Genomic DNA, 26,104 nt, shown 5'->3' on the forward strand with positions numbered 1-26,104 from the left:
GAAAGGGGATACAGCAATGCGCAACAAAAAATGGCTGCAATCCAGCCTGGCCGTTCTAACGGCTATGACAATCCTCCTTGCTGGCTGCTCAAATAATGATGCAGGAGGAAACAAAGCGGCAGAAGGAACGAAAAGCGAGGTAAGTACAGAACCGGTAACCTACGATTACTTCGCTTTCGGTACGAATAAAGACGTGCTTGCAAGCAACACAACCATCGGCAAGATCCTCCAAGGTCAGACAGGTGTCGATTGGAAGATGGAATATGTAGTAGGAGATGCAAGCACAAAGTCTGGAGTCATGATCGCCGGCGGCGATTATCCTGATGTCATCTCTCCAGTAGGCGAGCTTTCTAAGCTTCTGGATGCAGGCGCATTCATCCCGCTCAACGATCTGATTGAGAAGTATGGTCCTAACATCAAGCGTGTCTACGGCGATTATATGGACAAGATCACGAATGAGGACGGAAACATCTATATTCTTCCTTTCACGGCCAATGTAAACGGCTACTTGATGGAGCCGGACGCGTCCAGTACATTTTGGATGCAAAGACGTGTACTGAAAGAATTTGGTTATCCGGAAGTGAAAACGCTTGATCAATATTTTGATCTGATCGAGAAGTATCAAGCCAAATACCCTACGGTAGACGGAAAAGGTACGATTGGCTTCCTTACTTTCGCTGGCACCCCTGGCGAGTTTTTCACCATCACCAATCAGCCGATGCATCTAGCCGGATATCCAAACGACGGCAACGTCATGGTTGACATGCAAACTCATGAAGCCAAGCTTTATATGGCTAGCGAATATGAGAGGCGCTGGCTTTCTTCATTAAATGCGATGAACCGGAAAAGCTTGCTTGACCCGGAAACCTTTACTGYTAACAAAGACCAGTACCTCGCTAAACTTACGTCCGGCCGCGTGCTCGGATATGTCAACTATGCTTGGCAGATTGGCGATGCTACCAACAATTTGAAAGCGGCAGGCAATGACGACCTACGTTATGTGGCGCTTCCCATTGTCTTTGACGAAAGCATAACAGATGCCTATATCGATCCTCCCTCCTTTGTAAACAACCGAGGGCTAGGAATTACCGTGAGCGCTGAGGATCCGATACGAATCATTAAATATTGGGATAACCTATTGACCGAAGAAAATCAGAAGCTCATTCAATGGGGTGAGAAAGATGTCACCTATTCGGTAAATGAAGAAGGCCGTTTCATCATGAGCAAGGAGCAAGTAGCCAACCGCAACGACAATGAATTCAAACGTAAATACGGCTGGGCATACTTCGATTATGAGTGGCCGCGATATGGCAACAACTCGGTGTACGAGGACGGCAACGCTCATGTGCCTACTAATCAGCCAGAGGTTGCGGCGGTCAATTACACGGATGGCGATCTAGCCCTCCTAAAAGCCTACGGTCTAAAGACCTTCTCCGGCTTTTACTCCGAACCGGTAGAACGAGCTTGGTACCCTGCCTGGAGTATCGAGAAGGAACAAGGCTCTCCTGAACAGATCTTCAATCAGAAAGCAGGCGACCTACAGCAGAAATACTATCCAAAAATGGTGTTCGCTTCTGAGACAGCCTTTGAGTCCATTTGGAATGAATACATCGCAGAGTTTAATAAGCTAGGTTCTGCTGGATTTGAAAAATTTGTAACCGCCAAAGTAAAGGATCGTATCGAAGGAAATTGGTAGACAGCAGCATCTGAATGATAATAATGAACCGGGAAAAGTGAAGCCACTTCACTTTTCCCTTCTAAGCTTGCTCAAGAGAGACAGTTTTAGCCGGAAGGGAGACGGATCGGGTGAAGAAACATGCAGTACAGCTGGCAGGATCGACTTCTGACGATTCGCGCCTGAGAACCTTATTCAAAACATTATCCAAACAGAAAATGCTAATGCTGATGTCATTGCCTTTTCTCCTCTGGGTTATCCTATTTAAATATATTCCGCTCTGGGGATGGACGATTGCCTTTCAGAAATTCAAATTGGCAAAGGATCTTTTTGACCAGACCTGGATCGGTTTAGATAACTTCAAATCTTTGTTTCAGGAACAGCAGTTTTATCTCGTCCTGCGCAATACGCTCGTTATGAGCTCTATTAATCTGGTACTGGGATTTGGAACGGCCATTGTGCTGGCGCTGCTGCTAAATGAATTGCGTAAGGTTTATTTCAAGCGAACGGTGCAGACAATTAGCTACTTGCCGCATTTTATTTCATGGGTAGTCGCTGCAAATATTGTGCAAACAGCACTCGCGCCAGAGGGTATTGTCAATGTATTGCTGCTCCGATTGCAGCTCATCGATCATCCTATTTTGTGGTTGGGAGTTGGCGAATATTTCTGGGGAATTCTCGGAGTAACGGAAGTATGGAAAAATGTCGGCTGGAATACCATCATTTATTTGGCCGCTATTACAACGATTGATCCGACTCAATATGAAGCGGCTGAAATGGATGGCGCTTCGCGCCTTCAACGGATGTGGCATGTTACGCTTCCGGGCATGAAGCCGGTCATTGTCATCCTGCTCATTATGAATTTGGGCCACATTCTGGAGTCCGGGTTCGAAGCACAGTACTTGCTGGGGAACGGTATCAATGTTGAATTTTCGGAAAATCTGGACATCTTCGTCTTGAAATACGGGATGCAAATGAATAACTTTGGCTTGGCGACCGCCGCCGGGATGTTTAAAACCGTGGTCAGCTTCATCTTCCTCATCGCAGCCAACAACCTCGCCAAACGAATGGGCGAAAGCAGATTGTACTAATTGAAAGGAGGCAAAGGCTATGGAACAAGCCAAATCAGCTCGAAATTCATCGATAGGCGATAAAATATTCGATGTGTGTAATATTATTTTTATGATTATTCTGGTTATTTTGACCCTTTATCCCTTCTTAAACATGTTTGCCTTGTCATTTAACGATGCGAATGATTCGATTCGAGGCAGCATTTATATTTGGCCACGCGAATGGACGCTGAGAAACTTTGAATATGTGTTCAACGAATCCAATGTGTTTTATGCGACCTTTATCTCCGCGGCGCGGACGATTATCGGGACAATTATCTCTGTCTTTTGTACGGCGATGCTGGCCTATACCATTAGCCGTCCTGAATATGCATTGAAAAAAATGGTATCTATGATCTTTATTTTCACGATGTATTTCAGTGGCGGCTTAATTCCGACCTACCTGCTGACCAAAGAGCTTGGGATGTTGAACAGCTTCTGGGTATACATTATCCCCGGCATTATCGGCGTGTTTAATATGATTGTTATCCGTTCCTTCATTGAAGGATTGCCGGAGGGCATTATGGAGTCGGCCAAAATGGATGGTGCTGGAGACTTTATCACATTTACACGCATTGTGCTCCCGCTTACTATACCGGCTCTTGCTACGGTGTCTCTATTCGTAGCGGTATCCCAGTGGAACTCCTGGTTTGATGTATTTTTGTATAACTCTTCCCGGCCAGAACTAAGCACCTTGCAGTATGAACTGATGAAGGTATTGTCTACATCAAGCGCTACAACGAGCTCAGGCGGCTCGGCTGCCGATGCCTTTGCTAATGCGCAGGGCAATGTAACGACGGTTACGCCAACATCGGTTCGCGCAACGATGACGATCGTAGCCAGCTTGCCCATTATTATGGTCTATCCGTTTCTACAGAAGTATTTTGTCAAAGGGATGGTCGTCGGTGGTGTGAAAGGTTAATGACAACTATAACAAAGCTTCAACTAACGAGAATATAACTTTTTAGCCCTTTCGCTTCCGCTCGGAAAGCCGAAAGGGCATAATTTCAATTCAACCTTTTACCATTAGTTTATTTTATTGGTTGTTGTAACGCATTTGAATATTAATCCATAAATTTCTTCTACTTAATATAGTAGATCTAATTACAAGGAGGGGCTCATGACCCATATTCATTATGTAGAATGCAATACTACGCACGAAAAAAATTTTGTTATCGATGTCCCCATTGGCAATCACTGGCTCCTTGTCATCAACAAAACTCCCGCACAATTCTGGGTCAATGGCGAATTAAAGGAATATCCCGCCCATAACGCCATTCTCTATTGCCCGCAACAAAAAGTATATTACCAGGCCTGTGCGGATCAATTCGTCAATGACTGGATTCGCTTCGAAACCAATGAACCTTACTTTACGGAATCTTCGCTTCCGTTAGGCGTTCCCTTTTTTCTAAATGATCCGGACTACTGCTACAAGTTATTTGAACTGCTCGTCATTGAACACAGCTTTAATCGAGATTACAAAAAATCCTCCATTGACTGTTTACTCCGTACGCTGTTCAACAAGCTATTAGAATCTTACTTTCAAGTTGACATTTTGCCTCAGCATTATCCTTTATTGAAGCTTCGCATCGCCATTCAAAACCATCCTGGCGATTATTGGACGGTGTCGAAAATGGCGGATTATCTCTGTATCAGTCCGGGCTATCTTCAGAATATTTACAAAAAGACATTTGGTACCTCTTGCATGGATGATGTCATCAACAGCCGCATTCGAATGGCCAAAGAATACTTAATTCACAGCAATCAGAGCATTGCTGAAATAGCCTCTCTTAGCGGTTATCATAATGTGGAACACTTCTGCAGGCAATTCAAACAAATAACGGGGTATTCGCCAAGAAAATTTCAAAAGCATGCAAATGAATAATTTCCATCCCGGACAGCTATGTCAAAATCGGTTCATCCGAATGAAAGGGCGCTGCGGTTCAGCCTGTTGTTCTTGAAATATTGTTCCACTAGAAACTTCATAATTTCGCTAGGCTGCTCCTTAGAAAACTCGGCCCGATCTGCGAACAGCATCCCATACGGGGCTTCGGGTGTATAGGGCTCCCATTGCGGCAATTCCTCTCCTGTAGCATCTAGTCCGTTCGGGTCTCCCGACTGGATGAAATTCACCCAGTAATTGCACATCTGGCGCGCCAAATCATAATGTTTGCCTACAAATGGTCTCCAGCATTTAGCGAGCGTCTCGAAGAAAAACCAGAGGTCCACCGAGTGAAAAGTGCCAGGGTTATCCCAACCCGGTATTTCAGCATCAAAATTATAGTAATACAGCGGGGTATCGGCACCAGCATCGGCGCTCCCTTGCGCAGCAATTCGAATGGCATATTCAATGCCGCTCACCGAGGCCTTCTTCTTGCACTCTTCGAGGTGATCAGGCTGAACGCTGCAAAGCTCCATAAAGGTATCGGCATCATTGCCAAACAAAGCGATGGCCATTTGCTTGAAGTCGTCAATGGTGTCGACTTGCGGAACGCTGAAAAACTCGGTGGACGTATGACCGAACATTACCGGTACCATCCAGCGCTTGTTTTGAAGAAACAATTCAAACGGGTTACCCAAGCTAAACACTTGATCTGCGACGGTGCCCCAGAATCCATGGTACTCCACCGCCTTGTCGCGGAGATACACCGCATCCAGCTTCCTGGCTTCTGCAAGCGAGGATATACCGAGATACTCAAAAAACTTCACACCGTCCTGTTCCGCTTCTTCCAAGCTGCTCCGAAGAAGCGGCATAAGATTTCCCGGGTATAACGGCGTAAAGATCCCGCTTTGTATAATTGCCCTTTGAAAGAGCCCTTCATTCTGAGGTGAAGTAAGCTGGCTCATGACGCTTCCCCCGCCGGCGGACTGCCCGCCGATGGTGATATTATCCGGGTCGCCGCCGAAAGCTTCAATATTGCTCTTGACCCACCTTGTAGCCGCCTGCTGGTCGAGATTGCCGAAGTTAGCGGGAGCTTCTGGGGCTTCCGCCGTAATGTCGGGATGGGACAAGAACCCAAAGACATTCAAACGATAGTTGATCGTAACCACCACGATGCCCCGTCTAGCCATGCGTTCGCCGTCAAACTCCATTTCGGAAGGATGGCCAACTTGCAGTCCTCCGCCAAAATACCATACATAGACTGGTAGTTTTTCATCTGCACGATTGGCTGGTGTCCATACGTTTAGGTAGAGGCAATTCTCGTCCATCGCAATGTCAGGTTCCACGGCCCACTCCCGGGTATAGATATTATTTTCGTCGATCTCTTGTTTCACCTGCATCGATATCGGCGCGAATTCGAATGCTTTTAATATGCCTTCCCAATCTTGCGCGGGCTGAGGGGCACGCCAGCGGTTTTCGCCCACAGGTGGAGCGGCGAATGGGATTCCTTTGAAGCTTGTAATTCGCGGGTCCGCTGCTGGAAGACCCTGGACCATTCCATTGTTAACCTTTATGACTCTAAGCAATGATAACGACTCCCTTCAATCTAAGTAATCTAGTAAAAGAGAGGAGTATAATTATTCATTCATACCCCTCTTGTTTGAAATGATGAAAGATTTTATTTATTTGCTTGCCAACGCTTCAGCACGCATTTGAACGATTTTTTTAGCTTTTTCCGTATCCGAGGCAACGACATCATTCCAACCCAGACCCACCACATCTGTCTTCATCTTTGCCCACAGCTGGTCGAAATCCCCTTGATTTTTTGCGAAAACCATTTTCCATGATGTGTTTTTTACATAATCCGATATTTGGCTTCGCTTGTTTTTGATATCTGATGAATCAACACCGAAACTTGTATTAATGTTAGGTACAATATCGATCATATTATTTTTCAGGTAGTATTCTGTTGCGTTCGTTGCATTAAATGTACTCTGCCAATCTGTCGTTAAAGTTGTCTTGTTAGCTTCTTTTGTAGAGCTCCAGTAATTATTGTTATAAAACTCTCCTGAATCGGGGTCCTTCACAAAATCGCTCATGATCATACTATTGATCTTGCTTTGGCCATCCTGGTACCCGCCGCCCCCGTATTCCTCTGGAACAGGTGTATTCTCCTGAAATGCCGTTTGACCGACTTGGGTCAGCTTAAACTTGCCGTCTGCTGTCTTTTCGTAGTTGAAGCCTTCAAAACCATTCGTCGTGTAGCGAAGGCCTTCAGGAGACACGAACCAATCCAAGAATTCCATAATTCTGTCGGGTTCCTTGGCTTTTGAACCGACTGCAAATACTCTCCCGCTGCCGTAATAAGCATCGCTGCTTTGAATGATTCGGGTGTCAGCGATCGGAACTGCGACATTCCCATCTCCGTTCATCCCTCTTTCAATCGAGTTGTAAAACCCTCTTTGCCATGAGTACCACAAAAGAAGCACCTGCTTGTTGGTAAGCTTCTCAGCAACCTTGTTCCAGTCCTGGGATGCCGAATCCGGATCGATCAGTCCCATTTGATTTGCAGTAAAATAGAATTGCACAATTTTTTTGTACATACTGTTGTCATCGATGAGCGGAACGATGTCGCCTTTTGCATTCAACTGTATCGTAGAGGTACCATTTGGCTGTTCATAACCGTACCAGTTGCTCAACCAGCGTACATTTTCCATCCCCCCGCCGTCCCAATCCTTCCACAGCGTGATCGGAACGATCAGTTTGCCGTCTGGCGTCTTAGGGTATTCTGCCTGCATCTGCTTCAGTACATTCAGTAGATCGGTCAGATTGTTCAGCTTAGGAGCTCCTACTCCCTTATAGTAATCCCAAGGCAGGATTGGACTGGAGTAAGGCAGTTCTTCTGAAAATGTCGTTGGTGAAGTATCCGCTACAAAAGTCGGCAAACCATAAATCTTGCCTTCCGGATTTACTTTATCAAATCCTCCATTAAAAGGCTTGAAGTGATTGTCCACATATTGTGACAGGTACTTCGTATTCGCAACCCGATCGGTGATATCCATAACAAGACCTACCGGAATCAACTCTTCCAACTGACTATTCTCGATGATCAGAATATCTCCCAGATCACCTGCTGCCGATCTTGTCTTGTATAACTGGTCGCCGGCTACCTGAGGTGCAAGAATGTTCAACGTAATATTAAACTTGTCTTTGAGAAGCTTCCCATACCACCCGGTCTGCTCTCCTTGGTAGTTTGCCGCGTTGCTGAATACGGTAAGGGTTAGCGGCTTGCTGTGATCAATCGTGGTGTGGTTTTGTGGTCCCGATTCATTAGTGCTGGGCTCCGATTTGCTGCAGCCGGCCAATGCTGTTGTCACCATGAATATGCAAGTAAACAACACCACCATCGATTTTTTCACCGCTTTATGACGATTACTCAATGGTAAACCCCCTCAATTCATTTTTTATTATAATGGTGCAGGTTAGCCTTTCACTGCCCCTATCATAATCCCTTTTACAAAAAACCTCTGGAAGATCGGATAAACCAGCAATATAGGCGCAACAACAATAATGGTAACCGTCATACGGATTGATGTTGTCGTTTGCTTGGTTGCCAGAGTTGCCATGGCTGTAGAACCGGCATTTTGAAGATTAACCATGGTAGATAATGAGCTTGCTTGATTAATATAGTTATATAAAATGAACTGCAGGCTATACAATTTGCTGTCAGTGACGAGCAGCAGCGTATCCTGAAAAGAGTTCCATTGATCCACCGCTGCAAATATGGCAACTGTAGCCAATATCGGCTTGCTTATAGGCAATATCACTTTGAAGAAAATGGTCATAACCCCAGCCCCATCGATACTTGCAGCCTGCTGCAATTCCTTAGGCGTTGATTCCACAAAGGTTTTTACAAGAATGATAAAAAACGGGGCTACTATTGTCGGCAAAATGTAGGCCAAAAAATGGTTTGTCAGATGCAAGGAGCGCATGGTGAGATACCACGGAATAATTCCTGCATTAAAAAACATCGTAATTATTGTGAAGCGGTACCAGAACTTTCTCCCCCACATATCCTCCTGAGAAAACATGAATCCCAAAAAGGCTGAAGCCCCGACGGTCAAAGAAGTCCCGATCAGCGTTCTTCCCAAAGATACAACGGCAGCGTTCCATAGTCCCGGAATCTTAAATACATCCAAGTAGTTCTGGAAATGGATTTGCTGCGGGTAGAATACAATATCACCTCTGGCGCTAAGATCATTGGCACTTATTGTATTGATAATGATAGAGTAAAATGGAAAAATACAAATTAGAGCAAACAGCGTATACAAGGTATAAATCAATGATGAGATCAAGATGTCGGTTATGCTGGAATGCTTTTTGTTGTTGTTGTTAACAGTGTTCGCTGCCAGGCCTGCTGCTTTATCGCTCATACCACGCTCTCTCCTCTTATCATTTTTGATAATCCATTCACTGAAAAGAGAAGCACAACACTGACCAAGCTCTTCAGCATGCTGATCGCAACAGAAACGGAATAGCTACCGCCCCCCATGGCTAGGTTGTACACATATAAATCCAGAACCTGTATGCTTTCTTTGTTAAATGCATTTTGAAAAACAAAATATTGCTCCAAGCCGTTATTCAGGAAGCTCGCAATTTGCAGCATTAACAAAACAAAATAGGTTGACATCAGACTTGGTAAAATCACATGCCATATGACCTGCATCCTTGTCGCACCGTCTACACGCGCCGCTTCATAAAGGGATTCATCTATACTCATAATGGCTGCTATATACAGGATGGCTGACCAGCCCAATGTTTTCCATATTGACCACCCCCACATGGTGATCCATACATGTTCAGAGTCTTGAAGGAATAGGATCGGAGAATCGATGAGTCCCAGTTGATTCAAAAGGCCGTTAATGATGCCTTCACTCGATAACATAGAAAAGGCCAGTGAATAGACCAGTACCCAGCTGATAAAGTTTGGCAAGGTCGTTACCGTCTGCACAAACTTCCGGAAACGCAAAGCTTTTATTTCATTCAAAAATATAGCAAATATCATTGGTAGCCATGAGAAGAGCAGGCCCAAGCCGCTCATCCCAAACGTATTTTTGATAACCTGAAGCAATTGGTCTATCTTTACTTGGTTTTCAACTAAGGAACGAAACCACTTGAAACCAACATAAGTGGATTGAGACAAAGGTGTCGGCGGCGTATAGTCAAAGAAGGCATAAACCCAACCATATAGCGGGTAGTATGCAAAGGTAGCAAGTAAACCCATGAAAGGCAGTATGTAGAGAAATTTTTTAATAGATTCACTTCTCATCCTGTATTCTTTTATACGCACCATGTAATCCCCCTATAAATAAAATGTTTGGAAGCGCTTCCAATATTGTAGAAAAGAAATATTTCGCGATGTCCAGGCAACCGGGTAACACTCCCCTATCCGTGCTTCCATTTCCTTTCCAGCCCATACACCTCCGTAAATGCATTGTTTATTATTCAATTAATTACCAACTTTCTAATAAATAGTAAATTACCAGCAGCCTAAAAACAATGATCTATACTCACGTATAATTGATATATTCTGCGATGGAGTGATTGTAAATTTGATAGCCTACGATACTTCCAAGAAATTCTTAATGTGCAATAAAACCTACTTTTCAACATTTAGGATCCATCATATTAGTTGTTATGTAAAACAAGTACAGTACTCCTTTTCGTGTAAATGGATGCGAATACTGCTAGCCAGTCTATTTCGTAATCATGACTCGAATTTCCGAACCTTTAACTATACTTTGACGGGTTTGCTGCTCGGTCGGTTTGTACTAAGATAGACTAATTGAACCTAAGAAAGGGGAATCACAATGACAGATGGTCTATCCTTGAACGCAACTGAGAAGCTCGTTGATGTTAACTCGGAGGCTTATCATGAGATGATCGCCCAATCGCTGCTTGACAAAGGCAACAATAAGCGATTGAAAGCCGCCATTGAAAAGGCTAAGAGAGGCGATAACGTTACGATTGCTTTCATTGGCGGCTCCATTACTCATGGAGCTGGAGCAGACCCGCTCCATACGTCCTGCTATGCTCACCAAACATATACCGCTTTTAAAGAGATGTTCGGTAAGGACGGAGGTAATCAGATTCGCTTTATTAAAGCTGGCTTAGGCGGTACGCCTTCTGAACTGGGCATGATTCGCTATGAGCGAGATGTCCTGAGAAACGGAACGGTTCAACCGGACATCGTCGTCGTGGAGTTTGCCGTCAATGACGCTGACGACGAGACGAAAGGGATTTGCTACGAGAGTCTCGTACTGAAAATCCTGGCCGCCGCCAATTCGCCTGCCGTCATTCTGCTGTTCAGCGTGTTCGAAAACGATTGGAATCTGCAGGAACAACTTTCTCCTGTAGGCTATCATTATGATCTTCCCATGGTAAGCGTGAAGGATGCAGTTACAAAACAATTTCAAAAGTCGAAGGACGAGGGCAACATCATTTCCAAGTCGCAATTTTTTAGCGACATCTATCATCCGACAAATATGGGACATCTCATCATGGCCGACTGCTTGCGCTCGCTATTCATGGAGACCGATCGTTGCGCACCTAATCAAGAGGAAATCGTCCTCGACAAACCACCGATGTTCGGCAACGATTTCGCCGAAGTTCGTTTGCTGGATAGAGACAATGGTTCTAGTGTAGCAAAGATTACGGAAGGCAGTTTCTACGCATCCGATACCGAACTCCAATTCGCGGAGATGGATGATCATCCATACGGCACAGCCCAATTCCCCGACAACTGGATGCATACATCTGAATCCGGCAGCGACAGCTTCACGATGACGATTCACTGCAAAAGCCTGCTTCTCATTTATAAAAATTCCGGAAGCAACGACTTCGGAAACGCCGATATTTGGGTTGACGGCAAGCTTGTGAAGGTGGCGGAGTCCCAAACCGTCAAGTGGACGCGTTGCCACGCCCTCATTTTATTTCGGGAGCAGCAATCGAAAGAGCATACAGTAGAAATCAGAATGGCGTCAGAGCATGAGAGCAAGCGATTTACAATTCTTGGTTTCGGCTTCACACAATAGTCACTCGCAGCTCATTTTGCATTGAGAATTTCTTATTACTGATCTTTTCACCTGCATATTCAAAAAAGCATATTTAGGGAATCGCCTACATCATATAAGCGACATTTCTATATATAATAAATGACCATACAACATGAAAGCCCTTCTAGCCCTGATATAACCGGGCAGAAGGGCTTTCATGTTGTATCGAATCGCATGATCACCTAAGCAAAGAAAGCTTTACGATATTCTTGCTTTTAAACGTTTATGCTATCTGCTGACCAACTTGTGGTACGATCCTTTCGGCAGTTGTTCCTTGTCGAACAGCAATGGCCAATTTTTGCGCCCTCTGACTGGGAAGTTGTCCAACCAAGTATAATCGTCCGCGGCCCCCCAGAACGTCACGCTCGTCAGCACATTGCTATATTCGCAGAACAGCTGGAATAACTCGGAATACCTATCCTCCTGAAGACTCATCATCTCGGAAGTAGGCGATATCAGATCGGTTCGCTTATCTTCAAACTCGAACACCGACACGTCCATCTCCGTGATATGCAGTTTGAGCCCCAGCGAAGCATAACGTTCAATTGCAGTTCGGATATCGTGCAGTGACGGATGGGATAGATTCCAATGCGCTTGCAGTCCGATACCATGAATTGGCACGCCCTTCTCCTTCAGAGATTTTACCAGTCTATAAATTTTTTCCCTCTTCTCAGGTACGGACTCGTTATAATCGTTATAGAACAACAGCGCTTCGGGATCGGCTTCATGCGCATATTCGAACGCCTTGGAAATGAATTCCTCACCCACGATGTCGAGCCATTTGGACGAACGAAGTTGTTCTTCGCTACTATCAGATATGGCTTCATTCACGACATCCCATGCATAAATTTGACCCTTATAACGCCCAACCACTGTATTGATGTGGGCTTTCATTCGCTCCAACAGCGTATCGCGATCAACTAGACCTCCAGTCTCATTCTCGAACACCCAAGCAGGCGTTTGATTATGCCAGACCAGCGTATGCCCTCTTACTTGCATTCCGTTTACTTTCGCGAAATTCATTATTCGATCCGCATCCTCGAAAGTATATTGGTGTTCTGCAGGATGCAAACGCTCGAACTTCATCTCATTTTCAGCCGTTACACTATTGAAATGATAAGCCAACAACTCGCGTTGTGTGACCAGCGTCTTCATATTTACAGCTGCACCAATTAAAAACTGCTGACTAAACGATTTATGAAGTTTTAAAGATCCTTCATATCGGGAATTGTCCATTTCTCCGATCGCCTCCTCTTCATGTATAGGTTGACTTTAAACTTAATTTGATTGCCGATTTAGAAGAATATAGCGTTTTCCAGGTAATATGGGAAAAGCTTTTATTGTTCGTATGGATAATTTGTTACTTTGATTCATAATCGAACCAGTCAAAATGGGCAAGCGACTCCGATTTGGCGCCATTTCCGGTCGCATACAAGGCGAAGAGCACGCCAGTAAATCCGCCAGCCACTTCCGTTGCAAGAAGAGAGGTCTCTCCATGGCCGAACCAGAATGGTTCTCCGTTGCCATCAGAAAATCCGAAAGCATACAGGTCGCGATTTGCGCTCACATGAAGCACGATAGAATCGAACGGCCACGGCGCCTCGTTCTCGATCTTCCACAAGCTGCCAAGCTTTCTACGGAAAATTACTTTGCACACGCCAGCAATACGAGTCACAGCAATCTCATAATGGAAGCGATCGTTCATATAAACGGTAATGCCCGCTTCCTCTCCGTCACGCTCAGGTGCAAATTCCATATGTGTAGACACGCTGCAATCGAAATGCTGTTGTCTTCTCGCTAGAAATGCAGGCGCTCCGATTTCATTCAACGTCGTCTCGTTGCCCTGCAGCGTTAGACAACTATCCTTCTCGCTAAGGGACCAGTTATCCGGGTTGGGTGAACGCATAAAATTCCAATACGGTGCAAGCGCCGCCGCATCGAAGTTGTCCCGAACTGGGGCAGCGGCTACAGGCAGCAACGGAAGATTGCCTGCCGGCATCGTCTCGCTGACCGTTCCGTTATCGCCAATGATCGGCCAACCCTCTTCCGTCCATGTGACGGGAGAAAGAAACGTCTCTCTGCCGAGATGGTGTTTATTCGGATAGCCATGCGGCCTGATGCCAAGAAATACAGCCCACCAGTCTCCGTCCGGCGTTTGAACGAGGTCTGCGTGTCCCGTTGCATGAATCGTTTTTGACTGGCTGCGATGGGTTAAGATTGGATTGTGCGGACAGCTTGCGAAAGGTCCATTCGGACGTTCGCTTCTAGCGATCGTTTCCATATGGCCGTATTCGGTGCCGCCTTCGGCAATCATTAAATAGTACCAACTGCCGACACGATAAATATGCGGTGCTTCCGGGTACTGGCCTCCTGTTCCCGTCCAGAGGAAAGCAGGATCAGTCAGCCTTTTGCCGGTTTTCGGATCAATCTTGCTTTGATAGATGCCAGGCCCCTGATCCCCGTGAGCAGAGGAAGTGAAATACAATGTTCCATCCTCATCGAAGAACAAATCTGGGTCTATGCCGGGATGGTCGACGAATATCGGATTCGACCATTCCCCGCGCGGATCATTCGTATGTACGAAGAAGTTACCGCCGGCGGTAACGTTCGTCGTCACCATATAGAACGTTCCGTTATGCTCACGGATCGTAGGCGCGAATATGCCGCCGGAGCTTGGTGCACGGCTTAGATCGAGCTGCTCGGTCCTTGTCAAAACGTGACCGAGCTGCGTCCAATTCACAAGATCCTTGCTGTGGAACAGCGGAACACCCGGAAAATACTCGAAGGAACTCGTTACGAGATAATAATCATCGCCAAAGCGACAGACGCTTGGGTCCGGATGAAAACCGCTTATAACCGGATTGTTATAATTCAAGCAAGCGCACTCTCCTTATCGTTGCGAAATTAGTTAAATCAGACTCACATAGCGGAAGTAATCGAAATCAACGAAACCGCCAGCTTGCTTCGTGGCGTAATTGTACAGCCCGAATCGGTAGCCCATAAAGTGTTCAAGCCTATATTGCATATGAAACGGATCTCCGATCACAACCCAATTCACTCCGTCCGAGGAATAGCGGAACCAGGCAATATCCTCGCGATCGCCATTATCGAACTGGCACTCTATTTGCAAATAGATTTGGTCGCCCTCATACTTTACGCGTTCAACTGTGATTTCGCCTTGACCGTCGTCCACTCTGCCATTGACGCACATTGCTACGTAAAAATCGCCGTTGTCATCGACCTGAATACCGACCGAGCCGAAAGCATATTGCAGCGACACTAACCCTGCACGGTCGCCCGGTTTCATAGCCTTGATGTCCATAAACGTTGTACCGACACATGCCGGACCTTCTGTACGCTGTGTTAACGTATTGCGGGCAAATTCTACGCTATTCGTGATATGACCCGTCGTTAGGCGCAAGCAGCCCGGTCGCTCCGTTACCGACCATTTACCATTGTCGGGATTATGATTCCATTGCCAATGAAGCGCTAGACGATTCTCCCCGTAATCAAACTCATCACTGATGACAAGCGGCTTTGTCTCCGAGCTGGGCAGCTTCACTTCGAACGTCTTAGGCGCTTTGCCCTGTTGCCCCAGAACTGGCCAGTCATTATCCCAAACGACCGGCAGAACGCATGGAATACGGCCAACGGCCCCGTGATCCTGGAACAGTACCGCATACCAATCCCCTTCTGACGTATCAAAAATGCCACCTTGTGCGATGCCATTGTTGCGATAATCCATTTGATCATCGAGTACTAGCTTGTGCTCGTATGGACCGAGCAGATCACGTGAACGATAGCATAGCTGTCTGCGGCGCTTGTTACCTGCATTTGGCCAATCGATGAAGAATAAATAATAATAACCATTGATTTTGTAGGCATGGCAGCCCTCGGCACGAAGCATAATTCCGTCTCGTTCCGTCTCGAGCAGCAATTGATTGATGCCGTCCGGCTTCAGAGCAGTTGCTTTCTCAGACAGCTCTGTAATTCGAATATCGCCATTGCCGTGGAAGACGAACACACGGCCATCGTCGTCGAACAGTATGCTCGGATCATGGTGAAGTCCTTGAATAACGCTTCGTTCCCATTTCCCGTTCTCGATATCCTCAGTCGTATACACATAGAACTGATTCATATCCAGACTCGAGAAACACACATAAAAGATACCGTCGCGATAGCGTAAGCTGGCAGCCCATGATCCCTTGCCGTAAATGCCTTTACCGTCAAGCAAATTGTGCGCGTCATTATCCTCGAACGTCTCGTATACGTAATTAACAAGCTCCCAATTCTGCAGGTTTTCGGACTTCATAATCGGACAGCCTGGCATCGAATGCATGCTTGTACTTACCATATAGAAGGTCGATCCTACACGGATCACGCTCGGATCCGGAACGTCTGCCCAGATGACCGGGTTCGTTATTGTCGTATTGTTCATCGCTAGCTCCTCCTAGTAAGGCTGGATTAGTCCATCATCCAACCAGTCTAGCCTGTATGCGCCTCGGCAACAACCCGTCTATCTATAGGTTTTCCTACACAAATTATAGGCGGTACTTTTTATACTTTTATGGTCGTGCTTGCCCAGATGGATCGACGACGGCCCAGAATGCCGGCTTCGCGTGGAGCTGCTTGTCGAACAGGAATGGCGCGTTGGTACGCGTCACCGGGAAGCTGTTCAACCACGTATGGTCGTCCGCGATGCCCCAGAATACGACGCCGCTAAGAATGTCCTTATTGTTTCTGAAAGCCTCAAACAGCTCGCGATATCGATCCGCCTGCTTCTGCAGCAGGTCAACCGGTATATCGCTGCCAACATCGCTGCGATCGTTCCATGCGTAGAGACTCATATCCAGCTCGGTAACGAGATTATCAAGACCTAGCTCAGCAAACTTCTTCATCGATTCGATAATAGAATTCACCGTCGGCCCGAATAGGTCGATATGGGTCTGATGACCGACACCATCGATCGGTACGCCTTTATCCAGCATTTCCTTCACAAGCTCATACAATCGGTCTCGCTTCGCCGGATTGTCCGTTCCGTAATCATTAATGTACAGCTTTGCCTCGGCTCCGCCCGCTTCGCGTGCCGCTCGGAATGCCGTCTCGATAAAGTCTGTACCCGTTATCTTATACCATTCGCTAGCTCGCATCCCGTCCGGATCGGCTGGCTCTATTACTTCATTGACAACGTCCCATGATTGGATATCGTCCTTGTATCGTTCGACAATTGTGCGGACATGCGTATCGACTCGCTGCAGCAGCAGCTTTTTGTTCGCTTCGCGCTTAGCCACGTCTGTCTCCTCAACCATCGGCTTGCCCTCCGCATCCTTAAAAAACCAAGCGCCGACCTGACTATGCCAAAGCAAGGTATGGAAGCGCACCTCCATGTTGTTTTCTTTCGCGAACGCTACGATTCGATCCGCATTCCCCCAATTGAATTTACCTTCCGTAGGTTGAATCGCATCGGGCTTCATCACGTTCTCCGCAACAAGCCAATTCACGTGCTTCTTGAGCATCTCTGCCTTTAGGCCCTCCATCTGGGCCGGCTCGATGGCAGCTCCGATCGGGAAGTAATCAGCGAATGTCTCCGCAAGCGATGGAATATCCTGCTCAACCGATGGTTCCGGCGTCGGAGTTGGCTTCAAGGTTGGAGCCGGAGTCGCTTCAATCGTGCTTGTAGGCTGGCCATCTTCAGTATTGACGCTGCCAGCAGGTGCTTCCGTCTGAAGCGCAGCCGTTTCATTCACTGATTCCGCTTGATGCTTATTGAGAATAAGCACAGCAACAACCGCAATTAAGGTGACAGCAGCTATAATGCTGTATATTAGCTTGTTTCTTTTTTGACTCAATTCGTTTGCCCGCCTTTCAAACGTAATCTTGTTTTGCACACCAAACCTCTAAGCAGCAATAAGCGCCCTGCGGGCAGCTGACCGAAGTAGCTGGCCCCCCCCAAGGCGCTATACATGCGTCAGTACTTTTCTTAACCGACGATTCCAGTACGCTCGATACTTTCGACGAAGTATCTTTGAACGAACAAATAAAGAATAACGAGCGGCAGAATCGCAAGCAAAATACCGGTATCCTGCACCATGCTCATGAAGAACGGGTCTTTGTTGGTCGTTGCGCCGCCTTCTAGCAAAATTTGCAAGTTGTAAGGAAGGGACGACAACTGCGTGGACATCACTTTGCTCGACGTCAGATAGGTTGTCGTGAAGAAACTATCATTCCACTGCCACACAAAGGAGAAGAGCAATACGGTAACAATCGACGGAATCGCATTTGGCAGCATGATGCGAAGGAACGTCGAGCCAACGCCCGCCCCGTCGATGTATGCCGCTTCTTCCACCTCCTTCGGAATACCACGGAAAAACTGACGGAAGATGAAGATGTACAGCCCCGCCTTCAACGAATTCGCCGTAAGGGAAGTTAGAATAAACGGCCAGTAAGAATTAAGCAAATTCAAGGACTTTCCGCCGGTTAGCAGCGGGATCACGCCTAGAAGCGTAAAGTCCTTCAAGTTCATATAGATCGGAATTAGGATGGTCGTAGGCGGAACCAAGATGGTTAATATAACGCCAGCGAACAGCAGATTGCTTCCTTTGAACTTCAACCTGGCGAACGCATAACCTGCGAACGCGCAGGATGCGGCGGTCATGATCGTCGTCATGCTAGATAGCACAAATGTATTTGCCAGCGTTTCCCAATAATCCATAATGGAGATCGCTTGCTTGAAATTGTCGAGCGTAAAGTGCTCTGGAATAAACACGACGATCGGCGAATACAGGTCCGCCTTGTCTTTGATCGCCGTCGAAATTTTTTGAATAATGGGATACAAGATAACGAACGACAATCCGATAATCAGCACGAGCCGAACGATCGTCCACAGCCCTCGCTTCCAGCTTTCCAACGATAACAATCGGGCCAATATCAACGTTTTCACTCTCCTTCTATTCCTGGTAGAAGACCCGCTTGGATATGAAGTATGCACTAACTAATAGAATGATCATGATGACCAGGAAGTAGATCCACGCCATCGCCGAGCTAAGCCCGAAATTAAAGGTGGTAAAGCCGGTTTCTTTGATTAGCGTCGTCATGTTGTTCCTGGAGAAAGAGTCGATAATCGTATAAATGACGTTTACGAGTATGAGCGGACTGACCATCGGAAACGTGATTTTCCAGAATGCCTCATACCCCGTTGCCCCTTCGATTTTGGAGGCCTCATACAGCTGCGGCGAGATGGTCTGAATCCCAGCTAGGAAAATAAGAATTTGCACGCCGGATTGACTGACGATTTGATAAATCCTTTGGACAGCATCCATCAGGTACAAAACAATATCTTCATTGACTCCGGATCGCAACATGATGTTCGCCAACTCTATCGTACCGCTCGAAAATACGCCCCCGTTCGCATTTTGTTCATTGATCGCTTGCACCAGACTTGATGCCTCCAAAGTCGCAATGACGCCGGAAGCAAGTATAACTGGAAGGAAAAAGATCGATCTTGCCAGTGCTCTCCCGACGAACTTTTGATTCAGCAGCACAGCCAGAAACAAGCTGAAAATAACGATAAGCGGAACGTTTACGACCATATTAACGACCGATTCCGTCAATATTCGATTAAAGCTCGTATTGACCGTGAGCGCTTCAATATAGTTCGCGAATCCGATATACTTCATAGTCATTCCGTTCGCATTGGCCTTAATCGAGCTTAAGCTGTATTGCAGTGAAGTCAATAAAGGAATAAAAAAGAAAAATAGAAATCCAAGCAGCCAGGGCAGCACGTAGAGAAAGCCCCACAAAGCCTTCTGCTCGTTGTACGTTCTTGATCTGAATACCAGCTTCGTTATCGTTTTCAAGATTGCTCACCACCCGTCACATAGCCCTCGGCCTCTATCGTCATCCCGTTTACTGTTGCATTCGTCGCATTGTAGTTAACGATGACGTACGTCCCGCTTTCATAGACGGTTTTGAACAGGCCTTCGGCTAGCTTCTCGTGCGCTACGATACGCTCATTGTGAACTTTACCCAATACGCCGTTCACTTCAGCATATATGGATGCAGCCTGCTCCAGCCACTGCTCGTAATTGACGGCATATAGATTGCTGAATTCCGTATCCTTAACCTTATAATTCGGCGCGTGGATCCATTCGAAGTATACGCCGGAGCCATACTCGAGACATTTCAGAATGTATTGCCTTACGTTCGTGTAGCTGGTCAAATTAAATGGCGATCCCGTGTAATCGATACTTCCGCGAATCACCATTTGGAAAAATGGAATTTCTTGATCCTCAAGCTTATAGCGGCTATTCGTTAAAGGTGCGTTTGTAATATCTGATAAGTAAGGCAGTGCGTAAGCATTGCCGCCCTCGGCCAAAATATTCAAGTTTGCTTCACGAATTTTGTTCAACGCCTGAGTAGAAATATCTTCCGACTCTGTACGGTCGATTTGTTTGTTTTTGCGGAAATCGCTATTCAACTTGTCGCCCATATCACGAAGCGAAATCCCGTCCGTATCGAAACCTTCCATGTCCTTTAGAATAGCATCCACGTAAGTACCGACACGCCTCGGCGATACGACATAGGATGGGGACTTCGAGCGGTCTCGTCGCCCTAGCGCAAGGTCAAGAGGATAGAATGACGAAGGCACGCCACGCAGAGAACGCGACGCTTCCTCCTTCTCGTCGAATCCCTTCCCCGTATGCGCGGTTAGAATGGCTACGTCCGGATAGAGGTCTACGCCCTGCTCCTTCGCGAACATCGCCAAGCTGCGCAAGCCTTTTGCACCGCCAATCGCATTGTCTACCGACAGGTCATCGGGTACTTTATGATCGAGTCCGCCGTTGAACCAACCGGCATATCGAATCTTAATATTGGCGATGCCGAGCTTCTTCATTTCGCTAATCATTTCCTGCGTCTGCTTGAAAGTGGTAAGCGGCTCGAGCGTCATGTACGGGACGCCGACGAAATGCTTCTGTTTCGCAATGCTTCCCACGACCTGAACGTAGAACGGAAGCTCACTATCCCCGCTCCCCTTCTTCGGAGCCGGTAATCCGTCCTGGCGCTCCAAATATTGACGATAATACTCGGCCATGCCCTGATACGATGCTGACTCGCCCGTAAGGAAGGCATAACGCACCGTAAAATCACTTTTCATCGGTTGTTCCTGGAATTTCGGCAATGTTCGCTCCGATCCGTTCGCCTGGAGCGTAAGCTCCCCTTTGTTCGTAACGTTGAAGGTCGGATAAACATAATTGTAACTGTTCAATTTGCCGCTGATATCCGCATTGATCGTCGCAACAGGCGCGCCTTCTTCGATAATGCCAAGAAATGCGTTGCCGTCCCTGATCATGCCGAAAACCGGCAGCCTAACGGTTTGTTCGTTAACAGCGTTCTCGACCCTCTCCATTGCCTGGTCATTACCGTATACCGCCTGCTGGTACGCAGGGTACTTCGTCTTGCCGTTATTGAACGAGATGAGAGCGCCGGAGCCGTCCGGAACGAAGATCGAGCCTTTCTCCTTACTCCCCGCTGCGCCAAAGAAGCTTAGCATTGAGACGTTGCTGACCGGATACTCGCTAGGAGACTGAATTTCCTTTGATGGCACCCTAACAACAAGGCAGTCCGCATCGAGCTTATACTCGATGGAAGCGAGGAAAATTCTCGGTGCAGGCGAATCTTGCGAAAAATTCAGTTCAGCCATATCCTTCTCCAGATCCTCTTGCGTATAGCCGGCATCCTCGAATGCTTTGAACGCGCGATCAAGCTGAAGACCGTTCAGCGCTTGGTCATTCCGAGCATAGACCGCTTTATCCTCATTTTTTGTATAACCAATACGCAAAGCACGTTGACCTGCCTTATCCAGCTTGCCCGACAACTCATCAAAACGAGTCATACTTAACATGAGAGGCAGATCCATGGCAGATCTCTCGGCTTTACCGAATTTATAGGTTACTTTGACTCCGCTATCAATCGTTTCATATTTAACCTGTTCGTACAAGGCGCTGTCCAGGAACGTATTAATCGAATTGACCTGTCCGAAGCTGTTATAGTAATCTATTTTCAATTGCGAGGACAGCAAACCCTTATTCACCCCGGTTGCGACAGGATCAGCCTCCGCTTCGAGGGGATTGCTATGCCATACTTCGCCTCCGCTTTTGTTAAGCACGGCAATAGCGCCCGTCTCCTCGTTGATGAACAGCCTAAGCCGCTCATTCTCGGCGATTCCCTTCATATCGGCGAGACGCGCATCCGTGAACGAAGCGTTAAGCGCCTTTCCTTGCACGAATGCCGCCTCTAGCTGCTGCGCGTCTTCCGCTTGGTTTGCGGTACCCGAGCTGGAACAGCCGGCGACCAGCAGTCCGGTTGCGAGAAACGCGGACAAGATGGCATTTCTGGCCATACGCATCTAACGTTCCTCCTTTCCTAATTCCTCAAGGTGATTTCTTGATATAAGATCGTGATGAAGGTAATAATTTGTTGAATCAAGCTAAAAAACAATAAGCAGAGAAACGCCATGAACCCAATGGCAATCAGCGAGAGCATAATCGTTACGATTGTTTTGCTTGGTGTGAATTGATGAACGGTCATATTTCCAACGAACAGAAGATATACCGACCATAGAACGGCAAAGCTGTTGCAAAAATAATAAAACGTTGTCTCTTGCATGGAAATGACATTGCTTAGCCAAATCCACGGGAAGTTGACAATAACCAAAGGCAGTAGTGCGAAGCAGGTGGATGTGAAGATATCCACGAATTTACCTTCACCATCCATTAGAGTCGTAAGCGACCAATTCGCTACACACCAGAATAAGACCGGTACGAGAACATAAGTGATCTCCATTAAGCTGTTCATGTATTCAGGATTGTAGATGTTAACTAGAAACCCGCTGTACTGACTGCTTAGTACGTTAGTCAAGATAAGCATCAGCAGAATCCCGAACGACAAGATCAAGTTCAGCTTCTTGTTTTGTTCGTATTTCAGCTCCCAATAACCGTTAAAGGGATGCATGATAACATAAAATGGAAATGTAATGTACTCTTTATTCAAACGAAACGCCCCTCTTTCTAGCCTGCTTTTTCCGATAGATCCTTACGGTCAGGGTAACGGCGGCTAATCCGATGACAACCGTCATAACGGTGCTGAAGTTTGCTCTTAGCACTTCCTTGCGGTAAAGGAGAAACGCCTTGGAATAGTTGGGTTGATCAAGGCTTTGCTTGAAGTAACGCATCGCATCGTTGTAGTCGCCCTGCCTCAGAATCGCCTTGCCGATGCCGGAATAAGCGAAATCCAAATTCGTGTTCATATTAATAGTCTGCTCATAGAGCTGAAGCGCCTTGTCTTCCTCGCCCCGGTAATAGCTTCTGACGGCTTCATTCAACGTCCGGCCGTACTCCGTCGTCTGGAACAACGTCATTTCACCGAACGCCTTGTCCAGAACGAGGAAATCGTCCCCAACCCGTTCAATGGCAACCGGCGTGTTGAACTCGCCGATCCGATTGCCCATGCCTCCGAACACGTACATGAATTGCCCGTCTCCGTTATAAGTGAAAATCCGACCTCTCTTCGAATCAAGAACCGAGTAGATTTCACTGTCCGTAATATCGACGTCTATAAGTCTGGAAGGTCCAAGATCGCTCGTAAAGTTTATATCACCCTGCGGTTTGTAAAAACCGGTTCTTCGCAAAATATCATTGCCTTGGGCGTTCAGCTTACGAATGGTGTCACCCGAATCACCGCTGGTCGCGTAAATGAAGCCTTCGTCATTAATGTCCATATTGGTAAACTCCGTTGGCGTGAACATCACCATTTGGCTGCGCTGCGCCTTCGTCGATAGCCGCTTCCAGAACAGCTCCACTGGATCTACCCAGACACGGTTCGCGCCGATGTAAGAAGTGAACGCACCCTCCGCGCTAAATTCCATCAGCCCGTCGAACACACCTATCGCCATGACATAGATGCGCTGCGCTTTATCCATGACGACCCGCACCGGTTGAAAATTGAAGTTGACCGGCAGCAGATCGGATTCAGGCTTCTCTACGATTTGCGCCAAACGGCCTTTCTCATCCAAATGAACGACCCGTTTGTTTCCTGTATCGGCGATCAGCACATGCTTCTGCTCGGTTACGAAGATACCTTGAGGATTCAGAAATGTATCGGTTACTCCGGCGTTATCGAAGGTGTCGATGATGGTCTTCTGATGATAATTGATGTCCAAAACGACAATCCGATTATTGCCGGAATCGAGTACATATATTTCATTGTCCGCCGTCACGTACAGATCACTTGGATCTTTAAACGCACCTACACCAAGCGAAGTGCCGGTCATTAGAGTCGTCGCTTCATAAGCGGAAGGAGATACGACAGTCTCTCCCCAGACGGAATAGTTGTAAGAATCGCCACTCGCAGCAGAAGCAAGCGTTCCTCCCGTGCTTATGCCAATTAAGCAGCATATGGCCGCAAGGAGATAAGCTCTTCGTTTGTTTTTACTCTTCAACATCGTGCAAGTCTCCCTTCTACTCTTTCATCCCGGAAGTCGCCATCGTCTGAATGACGCTGCTCTGGGAGATAACAAAGAGCGTGATCGGAACAACCATCAAGATGAGCGCGACGGCCGCTCCGACGCCCGCGCGCGCGATTCCACCTAGCGTAATCTGTCCCAGTGCGTAATGAAGCGTCTTCAGGTTCTCACTGTAGATGAAGCTGCCTCCGTCTGTTCCCCATAGCATAGGAAACTGCAAAATCATAAGCGTGAGCCACGCTGGCTTCACGTTCGGCATCACAATGCTCCAATAGATCCGGTACTCGCTCGCTCCATCAATCTTGGCGGCTTCCAGCAAAGCCGTCGGAAGCTGCTCCATGAATTGCTTCATTAGAAATAGGCCTAATGGAAAAGCGAGCGATGGAACGATAATTGATGCATGTGTATTGATCCAACCGAGCCAAGACATTACCATATAGTTTGGAATCGCTGTGACATGACCCGAGAACATCAGCGACAGAACGACGATCGAGAAGAGCGTCTTCGAACCGAGGAACTGATATTTAGCCAGCGGATACGCCGCAGCGGAAGCCAGCAAAATATGTCCTACCGTCCCGATGAGAGTGATAAGCACTGTATTGGCAATGTAACGCGATAACGGTACCCATGAATTGCCCATCAAGGCAATCAGGTCATAGAAGTTATCCAATGTTGGATTATTCACAAAGAATCGCGGTGGGAATATAAATAATTCGTCCAGCGGCTTGAAGGCGTTGTTCACTGCATAAAGCAGAGGCAGCACCATAAAAGCTCCGAACACGGCGAGAAACGCGAACAAGATGAAGCTAACCGTAAACGAACGGTTCAGACGCTTCGTTGTCCGAAATACGGTCATCATTTTAACGACCAACGTTACTCACCTACCTTTCTGAGCAGTTTTTGCGTCAATTTGTTAGTCCCGATCATAATACCGAACAAAACGGTCGCAATCGCCGAGGCATAACCCATCTCGAATCGAATCGTGCCGTAATCCATCAGGTGGGTTACAATCGTGTGCGCCGCATAGTTGACGCTCGGGAAACCCGCGAGCGCGATCGTAATATCGGCCACCGCGAGAGATCCCGTAATTTGCAAAACGGCGCCGAACAGCAACTGCGGCCTCATCGAAGGCAGCGTAATGAACCATAGCTCCTGCCAGCGGTTTTTTATTCCGTCCACGACACCCGCTTCTATCAGCGTCCGATCAATCGTTTGCAGTCCTGCTATAAAGGCAAGGAAGCTTGTGCCTAAGCTGAGCCATAGCTGCACGATCATGACAATCATAAGAATGTATTTTTCATTAGTCAGCCATTGGATCGGCTCCAGAATAAATCCGAATTTAATCAGGAATCCGTTCAAATAACCATAGCGGTCGCCCGAAAATACAATCAGCCAGATAAAAAACACGTTTCCAGAAATCGCCGGCGCATAGAAGATCAAAGTCATAACCGCCCGTATCTTAGGCGACAGCTCGTTAATAACCCACGCAAAGAAAAAGCAGGCGATATAGCTGACCGGACCGGTAATGATTGCGAAGATGAATGTGTTCTTCAATGCAATCATGAAGATGTCGTCATTCAGAAATAATCTAGAGTAGTTCTGCCATCCGACAAACCGCGGAAATTCGAGCATGTTGAAGTAAAAAAAGCTAAGTATGAGTGAGAATACGACCGGAATGACCGTAAAGGTAAAGAAAATAAGCATGTATGGGCTCATCAGAAGGTAATAATGCTTATTTTTTTTCAGTTCCGTCCATACATGGGACATCTTCGATTTTTTCTTCGGATGGATAAGATTAGATAC

General features: G+C 46.9%; 20 protein-coding genes. 5 read left to right on the plus strand and 15 right to left on the minus strand.

Annotated features, from left to right (window positions below; all coding sequences use genetic code 11):
• Positions 1 to 16: 16 nt before the first annotated feature.
• The 4 genes from AC1DPK_RS00105 to AC1DPK_RS00120 all read left to right on the plus strand — a co-directional run bounded on the left by AC1DPK_RS00105 (position 17) and on the right by AC1DPK_RS00120 (position 4,669).
• On the plus strand, positions 17 to 1,696 hold the full coding sequence (locus AC1DPK_RS00105) for an ABC transporter substrate-binding protein (RefSeq protein ID WP_477508867.1): 1,680 nt from the start codon (positions 17 to 19) through the stop codon (positions 1,694 to 1,696).
• 161 nt (positions 1,697 to 1,857) lie between these two features.
• Positions 1,858 to 2,766: an ABC transporter permease gene (locus AC1DPK_RS00110; protein WP_477509116.1), complete on the plus strand. Its 909-nt coding sequence runs from the start codon at positions 1,858 to 1,860 to the stop codon at positions 2,764 to 2,766.
• A gap of 19 nt (positions 2,767 to 2,785) precedes the next feature.
• On the plus strand, positions 2,786 to 3,706 hold the full coding sequence (locus tag AC1DPK_RS00115; protein WP_339204221.1) for a carbohydrate ABC transporter permease: 921 nt from the start codon (positions 2,786 to 2,788) through the stop codon (positions 3,704 to 3,706).
• A 198-nt stretch (positions 3,707 to 3,904) separates the two neighbouring features.
• On the plus strand, positions 3,905 to 4,669 hold the full coding sequence (locus AC1DPK_RS00120) for a helix-turn-helix transcriptional regulator (protein ID WP_441880519.1): 765 nt from the start codon (positions 3,905 to 3,907) through the stop codon (positions 4,667 to 4,669).
• A 32-nt stretch (positions 4,670 to 4,701) separates the two neighbouring features.
• On the opposite strand, the gene AC1DPK_RS00125 is transcribed toward AC1DPK_RS00120, so the two are convergent.
• From AC1DPK_RS00125 to AC1DPK_RS00140, 4 genes are all read right to left on the minus strand, one after another.
• On the minus strand, positions 4,702 to 6,252 hold the full coding sequence (locus tag AC1DPK_RS00125) for a carboxylesterase/lipase family protein (protein ID WP_477508868.1): 1,551 nt from the start codon (positions 6,250 to 6,252) through the stop codon (positions 4,702 to 4,704).
• A 96-nt stretch (positions 6,253 to 6,348) separates the two neighbouring features.
• Positions 6,349 to 8,106 carry a type 2 periplasmic-binding domain-containing protein gene (locus tag AC1DPK_RS00130; RefSeq protein WP_477508869.1) on the minus strand — a complete coding sequence of 586 codons (1,758 nt, stop codon included), beginning with the start codon at positions 8,104 to 8,106 and terminating at the stop codon, positions 6,349 to 6,351.
• A gap of 42 nt (positions 8,107 to 8,148) precedes the next feature.
• Positions 8,149 to 9,099, minus strand: a complete 951-nt coding sequence (locus AC1DPK_RS00135) for a carbohydrate ABC transporter permease (protein WP_441880513.1) — start codon at positions 9,097 to 9,099, stop codon at positions 8,149 to 8,151.
• On the minus strand, positions 9,096 to 10,019 hold the full coding sequence (locus AC1DPK_RS00140; protein ID WP_477508870.1) for an ABC transporter permease subunit: 924 nt from the start codon (positions 10,017 to 10,019) through the stop codon (positions 9,096 to 9,098). Before AC1DPK_RS00140 ends, AC1DPK_RS00135 begins: the two co-directional genes overlap by 4 nt.
• 517 nt (positions 10,020 to 10,536) lie before the next feature.
• On the opposite strand from AC1DPK_RS00140, the gene AC1DPK_RS00145 reads away from it, so the two are divergent.
• Positions 10,537 to 11,760, plus strand: a complete 1,224-nt coding sequence (locus tag AC1DPK_RS00145) for an SGNH/GDSL hydrolase family protein (RefSeq protein ID WP_477508871.1) — start codon at positions 10,537 to 10,539, stop codon at positions 11,758 to 11,760.
• A 249-nt stretch (positions 11,761 to 12,009) separates the two neighbouring features.
• Here the strand turns inward: AC1DPK_RS00145 and AC1DPK_RS00150 are convergent, their stop codons facing one another.
• The 11 genes from AC1DPK_RS00150 to AC1DPK_RS00200 form a co-directional block, all read right to left on the minus strand.
• Positions 12,010 to 13,017, minus strand: coding sequence for an endo-1,4-beta-xylanase (locus AC1DPK_RS00150; protein WP_477508872.1), 1,008 nt, complete (start codon positions 13,015 to 13,017; stop codon positions 12,010 to 12,012).
• A gap of 124 nt (positions 13,018 to 13,141) precedes the next feature.
• Entirely contained in the window at positions 13,142 to 14,656 is a 1,515-nt protein-coding gene (locus AC1DPK_RS00155; protein WP_477508873.1) for a glycoside hydrolase family 43 protein, read from the minus strand.
• Positions 14,657 to 14,689: 33 nt separating this feature from the next.
• Positions 14,690 to 16,219 (minus strand): glycoside hydrolase family 43 protein, encoded by a 1,530-nt coding sequence (locus AC1DPK_RS00160; protein ID WP_477508874.1) that lies wholly within the window; start codon positions 16,217 to 16,219, stop codon positions 14,690 to 14,692.
• A 127-nt stretch (positions 16,220 to 16,346) separates the two neighbouring features.
• Entirely contained in the window at positions 16,347 to 17,630 is a 1,284-nt protein-coding gene (locus tag AC1DPK_RS00165; RefSeq protein WP_477508875.1) for an endo-1,4-beta-xylanase, read from the minus strand.
• Between the two features lie 131 nt (positions 17,631 to 17,761).
• A complete protein-coding gene (locus tag AC1DPK_RS00170; protein WP_339209718.1) occupies positions 17,762 to 18,712 on the minus strand; it encodes a carbohydrate ABC transporter permease in 951 nt (316 codons plus the stop codon).
• 16 nt (positions 18,713 to 18,728) lie between these two features.
• Positions 18,729 to 19,637, minus strand: coding sequence for a carbohydrate ABC transporter permease (locus AC1DPK_RS00175; RefSeq protein WP_339204233.1), 909 nt, complete (start codon positions 19,635 to 19,637; stop codon positions 18,729 to 18,731).
• Positions 19,634 to 22,186, minus strand: a complete 2,553-nt coding sequence (locus tag AC1DPK_RS00180) for a DUF5696 domain-containing protein (RefSeq protein WP_477508876.1) — start codon at positions 22,184 to 22,186, stop codon at positions 19,634 to 19,636. The genes AC1DPK_RS00175 and AC1DPK_RS00180 overlap by 4 nt, the downstream gene beginning before the upstream one ends.
• A gap of 17 nt (positions 22,187 to 22,203) precedes the next feature.
• Positions 22,204 to 22,830, minus strand: coding sequence for a Yip1 family protein (locus AC1DPK_RS00185; protein WP_339204235.1), 627 nt, complete (start codon positions 22,828 to 22,830; stop codon positions 22,204 to 22,206).
• Complete coding sequence (locus tag AC1DPK_RS00190) at positions 22,823 to 24,280, minus strand: hypothetical protein (protein WP_477508877.1); 1,458 nt, start codon at positions 24,278 to 24,280, stop codon at positions 22,823 to 22,825. Before AC1DPK_RS00190 ends, AC1DPK_RS00185 begins: the two co-directional genes overlap by 8 nt.
• A gap of 16 nt (positions 24,281 to 24,296) precedes the next feature.
• The gene (locus AC1DPK_RS00195) at positions 24,297 to 25,160 is read right to left on the minus strand and encodes a carbohydrate ABC transporter permease (protein ID WP_441880614.1); all 864 of its coding nucleotides are present in this window, start codon (positions 25,158 to 25,160) and stop codon (positions 24,297 to 24,299) included.
• Between the two features lie 14 nt (positions 25,161 to 25,174).
• Positions 25,175 to 26,068 carry a carbohydrate ABC transporter permease gene (locus AC1DPK_RS00200; protein WP_477509117.1) on the minus strand — a complete coding sequence of 298 codons (894 nt, stop codon included), beginning with the start codon at positions 26,066 to 26,068 and terminating at the stop codon, positions 25,175 to 25,177.
• Between the last annotated feature and the right edge of the window lie 36 nt (positions 26,069 to 26,104).

The organism is Paenibacillus sp. 01T424, assembly GCF_056398745.1.